13 protein-coding genes are annotated in these 14,361 nt (G+C 45.0%); 9 read left to right on the top strand and 4 right to left on the bottom strand.

Features of this window, described 5'->3' with window-relative positions:
• Window positions 1–162 precede the first annotated feature (162 nt).
• Window positions 163–2,070 carry an AMP-dependent synthetase/ligase gene (locus tag EHQ17_RS04920; RefSeq protein ID WP_135590103.1) on the bottom strand — a complete coding sequence of 636 codons (1,908 nt, stop codon included), beginning with the start codon at window positions 2,068–2,070 and terminating at the stop codon, window positions 163–165.
• Between the two features lie 41 nt (window positions 2,071–2,111).
• Complete coding sequence (locus tag EHQ17_RS04915) at window positions 2,112–3,119, bottom strand: AraC family transcriptional regulator (protein WP_167881156.1); 1,008 nt, start codon at window positions 3,117–3,119, stop codon at window positions 2,112–2,114.
• 349 nt (window positions 3,120–3,468) lie between these two features.
• On the opposite strand from EHQ17_RS04915, the gene EHQ17_RS04910 reads away from it, so the two are divergent.
• From EHQ17_RS04910 to EHQ17_RS04870, 9 genes are all read left to right on the top strand, one after another.
• The gene (locus EHQ17_RS04910) at window positions 3,469–4,626 is read left to right on the top strand and encodes an ACP S-malonyltransferase (RefSeq protein ID WP_135590105.1); all 1,158 of its coding nucleotides are present in this window, start codon (window positions 3,469–3,471) and stop codon (window positions 4,624–4,626) included.
• A 365-nt stretch (window positions 4,627–4,991) separates the two neighbouring features.
• Window positions 4,992–6,191 carry a DUF2779 domain-containing protein gene (locus tag EHQ17_RS04905; RefSeq protein ID WP_246057415.1) on the top strand — a complete coding sequence of 400 codons (1,200 nt, stop codon included), beginning with the start codon at window positions 4,992–4,994 and terminating at the stop codon, window positions 6,189–6,191.
• Window positions 6,192–6,230: 39 nt separating this feature from the next.
• A complete protein-coding gene (locus EHQ17_RS04900; RefSeq protein WP_246057404.1) occupies window positions 6,231–6,854 on the top strand; it encodes a hypothetical protein in 624 nt (207 codons plus the stop codon).
• Between the two features lie 305 nt (window positions 6,855–7,159).
• The gene (locus tag EHQ17_RS04895) at window positions 7,160–8,371 is read left to right on the top strand and encodes an argininosuccinate synthase (protein ID WP_135590107.1); all 1,212 of its coding nucleotides are present in this window, start codon (window positions 7,160–7,162) and stop codon (window positions 8,369–8,371) included.
• Window positions 8,368–8,850, top strand: a complete 483-nt coding sequence (coaD, locus tag EHQ17_RS04890) for a pantetheine-phosphate adenylyltransferase (RefSeq protein WP_135590108.1) — start codon at window positions 8,368–8,370, stop codon at window positions 8,848–8,850. The genes EHQ17_RS04895 and coaD overlap by 4 nt, the downstream gene beginning before the upstream one ends.
• Before the next feature lie 9 nt (window positions 8,851–8,859).
• Window positions 8,860–9,276, top strand: coding sequence for a nucleoside-diphosphate kinase (locus EHQ17_RS04885; RefSeq protein WP_135590109.1), 417 nt, complete (start codon window positions 8,860–8,862; stop codon window positions 9,274–9,276).
• Between the two features lie 227 nt (window positions 9,277–9,503).
• Complete coding sequence (locus EHQ17_RS04880; protein ID WP_135590110.1) at window positions 9,504–9,686, top strand: hypothetical protein; 183 nt, start codon at window positions 9,504–9,506, stop codon at window positions 9,684–9,686.
• A 189-nt stretch (window positions 9,687–9,875) separates the two neighbouring features.
• Complete coding sequence (locus tag EHQ17_RS04875) at window positions 9,876–11,342, top strand: NADP-dependent isocitrate dehydrogenase (protein WP_135590111.1); 1,467 nt, start codon at window positions 9,876–9,878, stop codon at window positions 11,340–11,342.
• A gap of 1 nt (window position 11,343) precedes the next feature.
• Complete coding sequence (locus EHQ17_RS04870; RefSeq protein ID WP_135590112.1) at window positions 11,344–12,339, top strand: NAD-dependent epimerase/dehydratase family protein; 996 nt, start codon at window positions 11,344–11,346, stop codon at window positions 12,337–12,339.
• Here the strand turns inward: EHQ17_RS04870 and EHQ17_RS04865 are convergent.
• Together EHQ17_RS04865 and EHQ17_RS04860 are read right to left on the bottom strand one after the other, a co-directional pair.
• Window positions 12,321–12,710 (bottom strand): response regulator, encoded by a 390-nt coding sequence (locus EHQ17_RS04865; RefSeq protein WP_135590170.1) that lies wholly within the window; start codon window positions 12,708–12,710, stop codon window positions 12,321–12,323. The two genes, EHQ17_RS04870 and EHQ17_RS04865, sit on opposite strands and share 19 nt — an antisense overlap.
• Before the next feature lies 1 nt (window position 12,711).
• Window positions 12,712–14,250, bottom strand: coding sequence for a PAS domain-containing sensor histidine kinase (locus EHQ17_RS04860; protein WP_135590113.1), 1,539 nt, complete (start codon window positions 14,248–14,250; stop codon window positions 12,712–12,714).
• Window positions 14,251–14,361: the final 111 nt, after the last annotated feature.

Raw genomic sequence — 14,361 nt, 5'->3', positions numbered from 1 at the left:
AAAATAGCGCCCGATATCGGACGCTACAAAGTTAGGATGTGCCTTTACGATAGATACGGATCAGAAATAAATGCGGGAAATCGATCGATCGTTTTCCCGACCACAAAACGAATGTTTTGAAGCGACCGCTTTTTTGTTAAACGAAGCGGCCGAAACTCCGTTTTAATTTTGGGAAGATCCGTAGATCTGTTCGATCTCTTTGGAGTATTTTTCGGTTATCAAAAATCGTTTTAACGATAGTTTTGCGGTCAACTCCTCCCCTTTTTCCCAGGGTTTGCTCAAAAGACTGAAACCGCCGATCCGTTCGAACGATTTGAATCCGTTTTGATCGCTGATCATCCGGGAAATTTCGGTCCGAATGAGGGTTTTTACTTCAGAATTTTTGCATATACTTTCGAGGTCGTTTCCGAATTGTTTCAGATTTTCCAAACTAGGAACCACGAGAACTCCCGCGAATTTTTTATCCTGCCCGACCACCATACAAGATTCGATCAAAGGCGATTCCTGAAGTTTGGCTTCGATGGGGACCGGTTCCAAATTTTCCCCGTTGGAAAGTACGATCGTTTCCTTGATCCTTCCGACGATCTTAAGATACGAATCCGGAGTGATCAAAGCGAGATCCCCCGTTTTGAACCATCCGTCCTGAAACACTCGCTCCGTAGCTTCCGGATTTTTATAATAACCTTTCATAACTTGAGGACCTCTGACCAATAGTTCCCCTTTTTTTCCGAAACCGTCCCCGCCGGGATAAATATCTTTTCCGGTGACGACGTCCAAAATCCGGATTCTGGTTTCGGGAAATATCTTTCCAACCGTACCGACGATCAGATTCTGAGGGGTTCGCATAGCAAGGATCGGACTCGTCTCCGTCAAACCGTAACCTTCCAGAACGGGAATTCCTATCGCGTTAAAAAGTTCGTCCACGTGAAGGGGCAAAGCTCCTCCTCCGGAAACGCTCGCCTTGAGTTTTCCTCCGGTCGCCTGTCTCACCTTTCTAAGTACGATAAGATCCAAAAAAGAAGCCGGCAGGAATACGATGAGAAACATTAAAAAAGAATAAAGTCGTTTAACGAAAACGAACGGTAAAAACTCCCGTTTCATTATCAGTTTACGTTTTTTTAATACGGATAAATGGTGATATCGTAATCGATTCGTCTTCAATGCCGCCGAAAACAACAATCTAGCAAAACCCTTCATACCCTGAAGTTTGGCCTGAATACCTTGAAAGATACTTTCCCACAACCTCGGAGCGGAGGCCATAAACGTAGGTTTTACGATTTGAAGATCCTCCTTTAAGGAGCGGATATTCGTGTAATACGTTTTACAACCGAAAGTAAACGAAACGATTTCGAAAATTCGTTCGAAGATATGCCAAACGGGAAGGATGGAAAGGATCTTATCCTCTTTGTTCAATCCGAGCGGAATATTTCGAATCTGAGAAAGGATGTTCGAATGAGTGAGCATAACACCCTTAGGATTTCCGGTTGTTCCGGACGTATAAATCAATGTGAGAAGATCGTCGGGTCGGATCCTATCGGCTCTGGAAAGAACCTCTTCCTTGGAAAGTTTTTTTCCTTCCTCGAGAATGTTCCAAAAAGAAAAAGCCTTTCCTTCGCGGAAAAGATCCTGATTCGCGTCCATCAGAATAACGTGCTCCAAACCGGAAAGCCTATCGCGAATCGCATTCAATTTTTTGAATACGTTTGCGTTTTCCACGAATACGATCCTACAATCCGCGTGGGAAAGAATATATTCCAGATCCTGCACGGTAGCGTCGCTTCCTCTCGGGACGTCCGCGGCGCCGGAAAATAAAACCGCTAGATCCGTCAAAATCCACTCTAAACGGTTATCCGCGATGATCGCCACGTTTTCCTGAGGTTTTAATCCGCACTTGTGAACGAGAAATGAAGCGAGGGACAATGCGTCTTCGTACAATTCTCCGTAAGTCGGTCCCTCGAACACACCTTGGGAATTTTTCGTCAAAAACGATTTTTCGTCCTTGTAGGCGCCGACCGAATGACGAAACAACTGAGCCAGATTTCGAAAATTATCTAAGTTTGTTTTGGACATGCCCTCACGATACTTCGTTTTTCAAAAAGGATCGACGGGATTCATGATTCCCTACCCTTTTTTTTGAGATATTGTGTGGGTGTAAGTCCCGTTTCTTTTCGGAAGGATTCGTTAAACGAACTCTTACTGTTAAAACCGCAGCGCATCGCTACGTGAATGATTTTAAGATCCGGATCCTTTTCCAAAAGACGGATCGCTTCTCGGATCCTATAATTGTTCAGAAACCGATTGAAGTTGATCCCGTAGGAATCGTTGATCACTTGGGAAAGTTGATCGGGCCGGAGCGAAAGTTTCGAAGAAAGGGATTTTAAGGAAAGATCTTCGTCCAGATAAATCTTATCCGTTTCAAACAATTCGTGAATTCGGTTTAACGTGGAGGCGGTTCGGTCTGACGAAATTCGATTTTGTTTTCTACGGATTTCGCGGATTCCCCTCCGGAGAAGTTCCAAAAAGTCCGGATATCTCGCCAGCACGACGAAGATCGAAACCACACCCGTCGAAAAAAATAAGGCGCCGATTTTTTTCAGAAAATTCCATTCCTCCCAAAAAAAACCCGCAAACGTTACGAGTTTGGAGAACGCGAAAAATCCCAACACGAGATAAAACACGAAGAGACTTTTTTCTTTTCCTGCCGAAAAAAGAATCCGAACGTTGAAGAGAAATCGAAACGAAAAGACGATATAAATCGCCGGAACGAAATAGCTGATAGTTAAGAAAAACAGAATATAGTTTTTCATAAACGGATCGATTGCTCCCGAATTTCCCCGGAACAATTGATATTTGGTTTCGGACGGAATCGCAACGACGGGCAAAAACGCAGCGAATAAAACGAGAACGAACGCGACGTGCCACCACTGATTTTTTTCCCATAGATAATCGGTCTTGAAAACGGATTTTATAAAAAGATAAAACAGCGGACCGGTCGAAATCGCAAACGGTACGTGCAGAAAAATCAACCACGGAAAAAGAATCAACTTTCCCGATGTGAAAAGATGAAGTTCCGTCAACCAAACGGAAATACAAAAAAACAAAAAGGAACCGATCGTCACCGTCGGATTTCTTTTCCGACTAACGGCAAAGATTATTCCGACAAGAAACGCACAAAACGAACTCGCATATCCGTACACTTCGATCCACATCGTTTTAGCCGTTTCGCAAAGCTAGATTCGTTCCTGATTCTGCCAATATCAATTTGAATCCGATTCGTTCCGTCCGATTCGAAACTCGAATTCGCTTTATAAAAAACGTTAAATTCACTTAAATTCAGGCGATTTTCCGATGAAAAAACGGATGAACGAAGCGGGTAACGTCGATTTCGAGAATCGAACACGCAAAAAAGAATTGCGAAAGGGCCCCCGAAACGGGATCCATCCTTAAACACCTAAGGAAAAAAAGTTCATGGCAATCGCAAACTTTCTGAACCAAGTCAAAGCGGGCGGAGGAAAACTCTTTCTGCAATTCGGAGGACAAGGATCTCCTTTTTTAAAGGAACTCTCCAAACTTTACGAATCCGAACCTTCTCTGAAAGAATTTTTCGAAGTTTCCTTTAAAGCGATCAGCGAAGAGGTTCCGAAACTCGACACGAAAATTTTATACGGCGGATACGATTTCGAAAGCTGGGTAAAAAATCCAGACTCCGCTCCCGATGAAAATTATCTCTGCAGCGCACCGGTTTCCATCGTGGGAATTTTTCTGACTCAAATAGCGAACTACATCGCGTTTACGAACAAAGGATTTCCCGTTTCGGAATTGATCTCCAACTCGATAGGAGTAACCGGTCACAGCCAAGGCGTGATCTCTTCCGCATTGATCGCACTCGGAAAAGAAGGAGCGGATTTTTACGCGGCGTACGTTAAATTCTTAAAGTTCGTTCTTTATATCGGCTACAGAGCCCAAGAATTGGTCGGGCCTTACAATCCTTCCGAAGCGCTGATCAAAGCGAACGAAGAAGTGGGAGACAAACAACCCGCGCCTATGGTGGCCGTGATCGGTTATTCGCAAAAGGAATTGGAAGACCGCGTAAAACAAACGAACGATGCGCTTGGTTTAAGCGGCGACAAAGCGATTTACGTAAGTTTGTTTAACACTCCGGATTCAAACATCGTATCCGGAAGCCCAGAGTCCTTATTGGAACTTCGTAAAAAGTTTAAAGCCGAAATGGATGAAAGAAAAGTGAAGTTCGTTTATCTCAGAACGACCGCTCCGTTCCATTCTCCTCACATGAGTGAAACGGAAAAGATTGTCCCGTCTGATATGGAAAGGATCGGTTTCGCTTTCAAAGGAAGCGATCTGAAAACCCCCGTTTATTCCATCTTCGACGGCAGAAACATGCAATCGGACGACGGAATCGGACTTCCTTTGTTCAAGGAAATGTTGATCAAAACCCTCTACTGGGACAAGGCAGTAAAGGCGTTTGCAAGCACGCCTAACGTTACCGGAATCGATTTCGGACCGAGCGTGGTAAGTCAAAAACTCACGCAGGCAAATATGGGTTCCTCCGAAAACAAAATCTACGCGGTTTCCAGCCCTAAGGATATCAAGGTTCTTTTGGCCTGAAAAACCTCGGACCTCCGATTCTAAAATGGATTTACCCGTTCCGGAAAATTCTTCCGGAATGGGCTTTGGTTCGTTTCTCCTTTAATCGACCGGTCGAAGAAATCCCAAAACTCACCAAAGCAGGTTTCACGACCGGTCTTTACTGCGAATACCATCTTTGGCTCAACACGTACGAACCTCGCCCCGACTTCGATCCTTTCGAATACCAATACATTTCTCCCAAACAAAAATCCCTGCTTCGGGAACTTTCCCATTCGCTTTTTCCCGAATCGAAAAACGCGCGTTATAACGAATCGGAAACCAGGAGAATTTTAAAATCCGGCTTAGGTGTGCGGTCGGCTTGTCTGGAAACGGATAAATTTTCGATGAAGACGGAATACGTTCTTCCCGATCGTCAAGTCGAAAACGCGTTCGAATTAGTCGTCCTCAAAGCCTCTAGTTCATTCAAAAAACAGCATATTACAGAAGTTGCATTTCAAAAATTCGTCGCCGAAGAATGCGGATTCCCGATTTCTAAGTGCACCTTACTTTTCGTGAATTCCAAATATCCGTATCGGGAAGAAATAGAACCGGAATTCTTTTTCGTCAAAAAGGACATCACTTCCGAAGTGGCCGCGAGATACGGAGAAACAAAAGAAAGGGCGTTTTCCTTATACGATCTCCTTTCCAGAAAGAATCTTCCGCCCCGCTCCGTTAGCCGAAATTGCGCCCATCCTAGAAACTGCGTTTATCCGGAAATCTGCCTAACACCCGAGGTTCCGGGCGACATCTTCACACTTCGCGAAGGGAAAGAAGAATCCGGGAGATTTTATAAAGAGGGAATTTTTCATCTCAAGGATATCCGAAATCCCGAAGGTCTTACCTCGCGACAAAAGATTCAGATCGAAACCGCGAAAACCGGAATACCTTACGTAAACCATAAGGTTTTCGTGGAATTCCTAAAGAGGATAAAGTTCCCGATTCATTTTCTGGATTTCGAATCGATCAATCCTCCTATTCCCGTTTATCCCGATTCGAATCCGTTTCAACACGTTCCTTTTCTTTTTTCTCTGCACGTATTACGGCAAGATCTTACCGAAGAGCCGGAAAGTTTCCATTACATAGACGACGGGACTACTGATCCAAGAAAAGGAATATTAGAAAAACTGCAACAATGGATTTCCCCCGGAGGAACCGTTCTGTGTTACAACGATAAATTCGAAAAAAGATGTCTGGAGGAATCGGCCGCCGTTTTTCCGGAATTTAAACCGTGGTTAAAATCGATCGAAAACGACTTCGTCGATTTGGCTAAACCATTTTGGGAATACGAATACTATCATCCCGACCAAAAGGGAAGCACTTCCCTAAAGACCATTTTGCCTGTCATCACCGGAAAATCGTATCGTGATTTGAATATCAAATCGGGGCAAACCGCCAACGCCGAATTTCTGCGTCTAAAAACCGAAACCGTTTCCGAGGAGGAAAAAAGGAAAATAGAAAATAGCCTGATCGAATACTGTAAATTGGACACGTACGCGATGGTGCTCATATTGAGAAAAATCCGCGAGTGGATCGAAACGGTCTAAGTTAGGAAACTCCGATAAAAACCGCCCGAAAAACCCTCTATGGAACCTCTTCAAATCGACGCAGAAATTTCCCAAAGAACATTCTCTTTATCGAATATTCAAGAAATAAAAATTAATCTTTCATTGATCAACGTAAGTTCGGAGGAAATCGGAATTTATCCGAACGTAGCTCCTTTTACCGGAACGACAGGTTGGGGAGGTCCGAGTTTCGGCATCGAAATGACTCCCGCTTCGTTTTGGGAATTGAGGGGCTACTACGGTCCTCCCGGACAACCGCCCAACCGGACTTTTTACGAAAAAAATATGATTTTACTTTCGCCCGACGAATCCTATCGTAAAACGTTTACGGCTTGTTGGATTCCACGCTCCGCAATCGCGCCGACCGCCGTTTCCCCAAACAACTTGGATCCGGAAGGGATGGACTCGGTCGATCCGGCTCTCTTTCGAAGAGCTTCGTTTTTGATTTTGGGAAAAGGGTCCGAACAGGTTTTACAAGAGATGGATTCTCGAGAGGATTTTTTGAGACCGAATCCTTTGCTCGTTTTTCCGAAGTCCGGAGAATACGAATTATCGGCGTCTTATCTTCAGTTTCAGTGGGTGGAGTTCCGACCAAAACGAACCTTCTCCTGCAAATCTCGGTCCATATCCGTTCGAGTGGAATAAAAATAGACGCGGAGAAAAGCCGTGCTTTCCTCGTCGGATCCTTTGAACTTTCCGACGCTTCTTCGATTCGTTTTCCGTTCGTTTTCGGTTTTTTTCCAACTCGTTCCAACTCGACTTTGATTCACCTTCCATTCGTTTTCCAAGTCGTCCTCGATTCGTTTTTATGTCGGAATTCCGACTACGATCTTCTCCTAAAAAAAGATCGACTAAGAAGCCGCTTCCGCTTGCACGAACAAGGATCGTCTCGGGAAAAGAAGGAAAATCCGGTTGTCCACAGACATGGATCGAATTTCAGTGTTCCCAGAATGGCGCAAAATAAACCCGTTAAAAAAATCGTTCTCGCATACTCGGGAGGATTGGACACTTCCGTAATTCTCACCTGGTTGAAGGAAACCTACGGCTGCGAAGTGATCGCGTTTACGGCCGACATCGGTCAAAAAGAGGAACTTTCCGGTCTGGAAGAAAAGGGAATCAAAACCGGAGCCTCAAAAGTTTATATCCAAGATCTGCGACTGGAATTCGCCCGCGATTTTATATTTCCCGCCATTCAAGGAAACGCGATTTATGAAATGCGTTATCTCCTCGGAACTTCTCTCGCACGCCCTTTGATCGCAAAAGCCATGGTCGAAGTCGCGGAAAAAGAAGGTGCGGACGCATTCGCACACGGCGCCACCGGAAAAGGAAACGACCAAGTCCGGTTCGAGTTGGGTGTGAAGTCTCTCGCTCCTTCAAAAACGATCATCGCTCCCTGGAGAATTTGGGACTTCGGAGGAAGATCGGATCTGATAGAATACGCCAAGTCCAAAGGAATTCCGGTTCCAGTAACGGCGGAAAAACCGTATTCGATGGATCGCAATTTGATGCACATATCTTACGAAGGTGGAATATTAGAAGATCCTTATAAAGAGCCCGATGAAAAAATGTTTCTTCTCACCGCTTCTCCGGAAAAGGCGCCCGACGCACCTGAATATCTGGAACTGGATTTTGAAGAAGGGAACTGTGTCGCGGTCAACGGCAAAAAAATGAATCCCCTCGACGTGATGGAAACCCTGAACACGATCGCGGGAAAACACGGAGTGGGACGTGTGGATATCGTGGAAAACCGTCTCGTGGGAATCAAATCCAGAGGCGTCTACGAAACTCCGGGAGGAACCGTACTTTTCGCCGCTCACCGCGATTTGGAATCGATCACGATCGACCGAGACACGCAACATCATAAGGATAAATTATCCATAGAATTCGCAGAGCTGATCTACAACGGTCACTGGTTCTCCTCAAGGATGAAAGCCGTGAGAGCTTTCATAACCGAAACCCAAAGATACGTGACCGGAACCGTTAAAGTGAAACTTTATAAAGGAACTTGTAGCGTAGTGGGAAGAAAGTCGTCCGTTTCGTTATATAATCCGGAAATGGCGACGTTCGAAAAAGAGGAACTGTACAACCAAAAGGATGCGGAAGGATTCATCAATATCTACGGACTTCCCGCACAGGAAACGGCTAGGCTTCGCAAAAAATGAAACACTTAGCGATTTATCCGGGCTCCTTCGATCCTTTGACGAACGGTCATCTGGATATTCTCCAGCGATCCTTATCCCTTTTCGACAAGGTGATCATAGCGATCGCGGTCAATTCCAACAAGACCACTTTGTTTTCGATCGAGGAAAGACTCGGGTTCATCCGTGAAGTGACCAAAGGTATGAAGGGTTTGGAAATCGACACATTTCAGGGACTTACCGTCGATTATTGTGCGAAAGTCGGAGCCACGAGTATCATTCGGGGATTACGGGCGGTCACCGATTTCGATTATGAATATGCAATTTCTCTAATGAATAAAAAACTCGCCCCGGATGTTGAAACGATTTTTCTGATGTCTTCGAACGAATATTCGTTTATCTCTTCCACGATCGTTAAGGAAGTGGCTAGACACGGAAGAGACGTGAGCAATCAGGTGCCGGAAATCGTCAGCAAAGCATTACTTAAAAAACTCTCTCAATAAGGAAAAACAATGTCCACAAGAACGTTTATCATGATCAAACCCGACGGAGTTAAGAACAAACACGTCGGAGAAATTCTCGCCAGAATCGAAAAAGAAGGATTCAAAATCCTCGGTCTCAAATACCTGAAACTTTCCCTCGAAGACGCGAAACAATTCTATAAAGTGCACTCGGCTCGTCCGTTTTACAACGACCTTTGCGGATATATGTCTTCCGGACCGATCGTAGCGGCCGCTTTAGAAAGAGACAATGCCGTTCTTCATTGGAGAGACGTGATCGGTGCCACCGATCCTAAGGAAGCGAAAGCCGGAACGATCCGAGCGCTTTATGCGGAAAGTAAGGAAGCCAACGCGGTTCACGGATCGGACTCAGACGACAACGCGGCTCTTGAAATCTCCTTTTTCTTCAAAGGAAACGAATTGTTCTAAAATTCTTCCGGAGGCTCGGACGTTCTTTCTTCGTCCAGCCTCCTCTCTTTTCCAGCCGTTTTCGATCCGCAAACTCCTCGACCCAGCTAATCCGCGACGGAAAAAAGATCCATTTCGGTTTAAAATATTACAAAAATTAGAAGTTTTTCGGTTGTACTTTTGGAAAGAAATTATTTATTCTTTTCGAAATTCGTCATGGAACGGTTGTTTCAACCGACAATTCTAATATGAACGCAAGCACAAAAACGCAGATCCAAAAACACAACGAAATCATGAAACAATACAGAGCCAACGATCCGTTCGGAGATCCGAATCACGGAACTCCGGATTGGATGGACGACGTTATGGAGCTCATCTATTCCCGCGAGGAATTTCTTGCGGATTCAGAGTCGGATTTCGAAATCGAATAGATCCGCTTCTTCTTTGTTCCTTTCGATTTTTCGTCCTTCCACGTCTAAAAGCCCCGGATAACCAAGATTGTCTTAACCGAAATCATTCGGTTTCCTTTCACATTTTCTCCGTTCGAAGCCGATCTTATCCCGTAAGGGAATTGACCTCGCCCTCCGTTCCCGCTCTATTAGAAGTATTAGGAGAATAGAATGTCCGAAAAAACCAAAATTGCGATCGCACACGGAGACGGAATCGGTCCGGAAATTATGGAAGCCACTCTTAAGATTCTCGATGCCGCCGGAGCCAAGATCGAACCGATCGAAATTCAAATCGGCGAAAAGGTGTATCAGGAAGGTCATACTTCCGGAATCAAACCGGAGGCCTGGGACATTCTCCGCCAAACGAAAGTTTTTCTCAAGGCACCCATCACCACTCCTCAAGGAGGAGGTTATAAAAGTTTAAACGTCACGGTCCGCACCACCTTGGGATTGTTTGCAAACGTTAGACCCTGTTTTTCTCTTTATCCTTATGTGGAAACCAAACATCCCGTTTTGGACATCGTCATCATCCGCGAAAACGAAGAGGATCTTTATACCGGAATCGAACACCAACAAACCAACGATACGGTCCAATGTCTGAAGTTGATCTCGAGACCGGGATCGGAAAAAATCATCCGTTATGCGTTCGAATACGCAAGGGCGTATGGTCGCAAAAAAGTGACTGCTATGGTAAAGGACAATATCATGAAACAAACGGACGGTTTGTTCCACGATATATTTAAACAGGTGGCAAAAGAATATCCGGAGTTGGAATCCAATTCGCAGATCATCGACATAGGAGCCGCAAACCTCGCGGATCGTCCGCAAAACTTCGACGTCGTTGTAACTTTGAATTTGTACGGAGACATCATTTCCGACATAGTAGCGCAAATCGCCGGTTCGGTGGGAATGGCCGGATCCTCCAATATCGGAGAAGTCGTTTCTATGTTCGAAGCGATACACGGTTCGGCACCGGACATCGCCGGAAAAAACGTCGCCAATCCTTCCGGACTTCTCAATGCCGCAGTGATGATGTTGGTTCATATAGGACAACCGGATATCGCGGCAAAAATCAACAACGCTTGGCTTTTGACGATCGAGGAAGGAATTCATACCGGAGATATTTTTAAACCGGGCGTAAGCAGGATCAAAGTGGGGACCAAGGAGTTTGCGGAAGCCGTCGTAGGAAATTTGGGACATCTTCCCGAAAAATTCAAACCCGTATCCTTCGGAAAAGCAAAGAAAATTACAATTCCCGAATATAAGAGAAACATACAAAAGAAAGAGCTGGTGGGCGTGGACGTATTTTTGGATTGGCCCGGAACAAAACCCGACGAACTAGGAAACCGACTCCGAGCTTTGGCCGGAGATCTCACCTTAAAAATCATCACGAACCGCGGTGTGAAGGTTTTTCCGGAAGGACAGCCCGAAACTTTTTTGACCGATCATTGGAGATGCAGATTCGTACATAAGGAAGCTCTAATACATCATGAAAATCCTACCTACTATCCTATCGATCGAAGACAAATCGCCGAACTCCTTCTCCGTCTCGACGAAGCCGGATTCGATGCCGTAAAAACGGAAAACCTTTATTACTTCGACGGAAAACGTTCCTTTTCCTTGGGACAGGGAGAATAAGTTGAATCTTACCGGCAAAACCGTATGTATAACCGGCATCGGCGGCTTTATCGGTAGAAGATCGGCTCAAATCGCCAAGGAACGCGGAATGAACGTCCGCGGAATCGAGATGAATGTAGCGAAGGCGGAAGAGTTGAAACGAGAAGGTTTTACCGTGATCGTCGGAAACACTTCCGATCCGGAAATCCTAAAGGAAGCCGTAAAAGGGGCCGACTTCATTCTACATACGGCGGCCGTAGTTCGTGAAGGAGGTTCGCTCGAAGAATTCAGAAAAGTGAATGTATTCGCTTCCGTAGAGTTGGCAAAAATCGCGAAAGAGTCCGGAGCGAGGGGAATGATTCATTTATCTTCCGTAATGGTCTACGGATTTTCGTATCCGAATTACGTGGACGAACAAGGGCCGTTTCGCGGAGAAGGAAACCCGTATTGTATTACGAAAATTGAAGGTGAATCGGAACTCGTTCGTTTGAACGATCCTGATCGATTCGGAATTTTGATCGTTCGCCCCGGAGACGTTTACGGACCGGGTTCGATACCTTGGGTCGTACGCCCCGTTCAATTGATGAAGAAAAAACTTTTTTCCTTACCGGACGGAGGCAAAGGAACGATCAATCTCACCTATGTGGACAATCTCGTGGCAGGAACGTTACTCGCGTTGGAAAAAGAGGCTTGGGGTCAATCGTTCAACATAACCGACGATCACCCGATGACCTGGAAGGAATATTTCTTCCGTCTCGCGGACGCCGCAGAAATTTCAAGGCCGCCCTCTCTGCCCGCTTGGCTGTTGAAAACTTTTGTCGTTTTGATGGAATACGGGTTCGGAGTTTTCGGAAAACGACCGCCGGCTACCAGGGAAGGGGTAAATTTTCTCCTAAGACAAAATCCAGTTTCGATCGAAAAGGCCAAATCGGTGTTAGGTTATAAACCCGTCGTCGATACGGAAAAGGCGCTGCAATTCACATTCGACTGGGTTAAAACTCAGGTCAAATCGTTGTAGAGTTTTTGAATATGATCCTGTGTGAGAGGTTTGGAAAGATAACCTTTCACCTCGGGAAACGAATTCGCCTTTACGATGTCTCGCTCATCGACGGAAGAGCTGACCATAAAAATTTTGACGTTTTTAGCGAGATCTCCCCGGATTTTTTTGAATTCGTCCAAGAACTGCCAACCGTCCATAAACGGCATATTGATATCGAGTAGAATCGCGTCCGGAAGTTCGTCCTTGTCTCCGCTCAAACTTTGCAACTGCTGCAGGGCGATTTCGCCGTCCTGGAAGTCCCTCAGTTTTTTGGTTCTTCCGTCCTTCTCCAGAAATCGCTTTGCGATCATAATATAGATGGAATCATCATCGATCAGCCAGAAATTCATATCAACGTTGTTCGAAATCATTGTATTTATCGAAATTAACGATGAAGGTCGTTCCTTTGCCGGGGGTACTTTCCACCGTGATTTCTCCTCCCAAGGATTCGATCTGATTCTTCGTCATAAATAAACCGATACCTTGCCCTTCTTTTTCACGATGAAACGTCTTATTCATTTTAAATATCTGATGGCCGTATTTTTTAAGGTCAATCCCTAACCCGTTGTCTCGGACCGCTAAAAAGATTTTTTTCTCTTCCACGAATGAGACGAAGGATATCAAGGTTTGTTTACTCGGATCCGAGTATTTTAAGGCGTTGCTAAGAAGATTGAGTAGGATACTCTCCAAATAAACTTTAGGATAAAGAATCTCGGGCGCCGCCGAAAAATCGTATCGGATATCGGCGCCCACTTCCTTGATTTGAGCCGATAAAAGATTTTGCACTTTAAAAAAGGCGTCCTGAAACGAGACGGTCTGCGCGTCTATATTCAGGTTTCTTCTGATTTTAATCACTTCCACGATATCGTTCAAAGTGGTCATAAGATCCTTAGCGCTGATTTCGAGGGATTCGAGCAGCTCCTCTTTATCCGCACCGTCTTTTTCGCGGAGCATTCCCGCAAGAGTGAAAATATTTCCGATCGGGGCCCTTAGGTTATGCGATACGATCTGATTGAATTCCTCCAGCTGCGCGTTTCTTTCCGCGAGTCGATTGCTCAAATTCTGAAGCGCTTCGTTTTTTTCCATGAGGGCGGAAAGCATATTCTTGCGGTCGGTTATATCCTGAATTTGCGAAATGAAAAATAGAGGTTTTTTATTGGCGTCCCTAACCATACAAACGATAAGAAGAATCCAAATCGTATTTCCGTTTTTATGGAAATATCTTTTTTCCATTCTATAAGTATCGCGTTTACCCTCCAATAGCTCCCGCACCAATCCCAGATCCTCTTCGAGGTCGTCCGGATGTGTTATATCCTGAAACGTCAATTTTAGAATTTCATCCCGTGTATAACCTATAATCTCCGTTAGGTGAGGATTGACTTCCAGCCATTTGCCTTCCAAGGAAACGATCGCCATCCCTACTCCGGAATAAAAAAAAGCGTTGTAGAACTTTTCTTCGGAAAGACGGACTTCGTCCAAAGCGCGTCTCTGCTCCGATTCGTCCACGATCGTCGTCAAACCCTTGTATTCCCTGGAAGAAGTTAATATTCCTATCACGGTTTCGTTTTCGTCGAGAATCGGCTGGGCGATCGTCTGAAGCCAAACGTATCTCCCGTCCTTTTTCAGGAATTGATATTCGACCAAGTCGATTCCTTTACCTTGTTTTACGGGTTCGTGCGAAGTTTTAGAAATCCTATCCCGATCCAAAGGATTAAAAAAATCGTACGGCGTTTTGCCGATCAATTCCTCGGGAAGATATCCGAGCATAGGAGTGACGGAAGGACTGACGTAAATATAGTTTCCGCCCGGTTCATGGTAACAGATCAGTTCTGAACTTCTTTCTACGAGGAATTTGTAAAAAGTCTCCGACGTGGGATTGATTTTATTCAAAAGAAAACCGCCCGTATAAGTCTTAGAATCAAGATTCTTTCATAAAAAGACAATCATTCACGCTGAAAACGTTTCGATGCACTTTTTTTTCGAGCAGAAGAAAGGTATTCC

Origin of the sequence: Leptospira gomenensis, from assembly GCF_004770155.1 — a bacterium.
Classification (GTDB): Bacteria; Spirochaetota; Leptospiria; order Leptospirales; family Leptospiraceae; genus Leptospira; species Leptospira gomenensis.
Note: the sequence above shows the minus strand (reverse complement) of the source record. Positions and strands in the feature narration are given on the sequence as shown.

Bases quoted from the DNA above. Each gene is read 5' to 3' on its own strand.
- EHQ17_RS04920 (WP_135590103.1), bottom strand. From the start codon at position 2,070: ATGTCCAAAACAAACTTAGATAATTTTCGAAATCTGGCTCAGTTGTTT.
- EHQ17_RS04910 (WP_135590105.1), top strand. From the start codon at position 3,469: ATGGCAATCGCAAACTTTCTGAACCAAGTCAAAGCGGGCGGAGGAAAA.
- EHQ17_RS04905 (WP_246057415.1), top strand. From the start codon at position 4,992: ATGAAGACGGAATACGTTCTTCCCGATCGTCAAGTCGAAAACGCGTTC.
- EHQ17_RS04900 (WP_246057404.1), top strand. From the start codon at position 6,231: ATGGAACCTCTTCAAATCGACGCAGAAATTTCCCAAAGAACATTCTCT.
- EHQ17_RS04895 (WP_135590107.1), top strand. From the start codon at position 7,160: ATGGCGCAAAATAAACCCGTTAAAAAAATCGTTCTCGCATACTCGGGA.
- coaD (WP_135590108.1), top strand. From the start codon at position 8,368: ATGAAACACTTAGCGATTTATCCGGGCTCCTTCGATCCTTTGACGAAC.
- EHQ17_RS04885 (WP_135590109.1), top strand. From the start codon at position 8,860: ATGTCCACAAGAACGTTTATCATGATCAAACCCGACGGAGTTAAGAAC.
- EHQ17_RS04880 (WP_135590110.1), top strand. From the start codon at position 9,504: ATGAACGCAAGCACAAAAACGCAGATCCAAAAACACAACGAAATCATG.
- EHQ17_RS04875 (WP_135590111.1), top strand. From the start codon at position 9,876: ATGTCCGAAAAAACCAAAATTGCGATCGCACACGGAGACGGAATCGGT.
- EHQ17_RS04865 (WP_135590170.1), bottom strand. From the start codon at position 12,710: ATGAATTTCTGGCTGATCGATGATGATTCCATCTATATTATGATCGCA.